Source organism: Microcoleus sp. Pol7_B2 (genome assembly GCF_036701035.1).
Taxonomy (GTDB): domain Bacteria; phylum Cyanobacteriota; class Cyanobacteriia; order Cyanobacteriales; family Microcoleaceae; genus Microcoleus.
In genome coordinates this window covers 1,304-2,605 of the sequence record NZ_JAUBQB010000172.1, presented here as the reverse complement: position 1 = coordinate 2,605, position 1,302 = coordinate 1,304, and the positions used below count along the sequence as shown (strand labels likewise).

Annotated in this window: 1 protein-coding gene; it reads right to left on the bottom strand. The window is 48.6% G+C overall.

The genetic code is table 11. The features are described from left to right. Positions 1-1,302, bottom strand: a 1,302-nt coding sequence (locus QUA57_RS28330) for a tetratricopeptide repeat protein (protein ID WP_333251539.1), incomplete at both ends; no start/stop codon positions are given.

Below are 1,302 nucleotides of genomic sequence, written 5' to 3'. Positions count from 1 at the left end.
AGCACGCCGTCGGGAACAATTAATAAGCGTTTATTGCCTAATTGGGCTGCTGCGGGTTGTAAAATCACTTGACCCAGGTTGGCACTTGCTTGGGCAACTTGTTGGGGAATATCTCTCTGGATTGGGCTAGTTATTATCTCTAGGAAGTCCTTAGCTGCTGTTTCAATATCAACCTGTTTTGGTAATTCATAGGTAGTTAGTCCTGTTGATGTCACAACCCACAAATAACTGCGGTCTTTGCCAAGGGAATACTGCAATAAAATCGTGTTTTCATCGAGAATCTGTTTCTGAATTTCTGGTAGCGTTAAAGGTTGGGGTTGGGTGAGGGCAGCGTAGCGGGGGCTGGCGGTACGAATTTGGGCTTGAATTTGCTGATATTGTTGCAAAAGTGCGAGGCGCTGTTTGTCGATTTCATCGATTTTAGTTGCGTTGGGATTGGGGGTACTGATTGTTTCGATGCGCTGCTTTTCTATAGCATCGAGTTGCTGTTGCAGGCTCTTTTCTTGTTGCAGTAACTCGGGGGAAATACCTTCGCGAATGTTGGCGTTACTTTCTTGAAGGAGTTCGAGGAGGCTGCGGGCCCTCGAACGTTCGCTGGCTTCTAAGGCTTTTGTATCATAGCCGGATTTAGGATTAGTTTTATGCAGTTGCATTAACAAATCGATGTAGAATTCGTAATAGTCCTGGACTGTGGCAAAGTACGAGCTGCGGAGTTCGGGGCTGGCAATTTTGGTGCGGAGGTTTTCGATGATTTTGAGAGAGGATTCAATGTCGTTGAGGGCTTCGGTAAGATTGTTTAGGTCGCGTTTGGTATAACCTATGTTGTAAAGCGTGAGAGCTTCTCCAGCGCGATCGCCTACTGCCCGCCTCAGGGGAAGGGACTGGCTGTAATACTCTAGCGCTTTCTGTTTTTCTCCCAATTCTGAGTATCCTAAGCCGATGTTGTTGAGGGTGATAGCTTCCCCGCCACGATCGCCTACTGCACGTCTCAGGGGAAGCGACTGGCTGTAATACTCTAGCGCTTTCTGTTTTTCTCCCAATTCTGAGTATCCTAAGCCGATGTTGTTGAGGGTGATAGCTTCCCCGCCGCGATCGCCTACTGCCCGATATAGGGGAAGCGACTGGCTGTAATACTCTAGTGCTTTCTGTTGTTCTCCCAAATCTGCGTAGACACCGCCGATGTTGTTGAGGGAGATAGCTTCCCGGCCGCGATCGCCCACTGCCCGCAATAGGGGAAGCGACTGGCTGTAATACTCTAGCGCTTTCTGTTTTTCTCCCAATTTATCGTAGACACCGCCGATG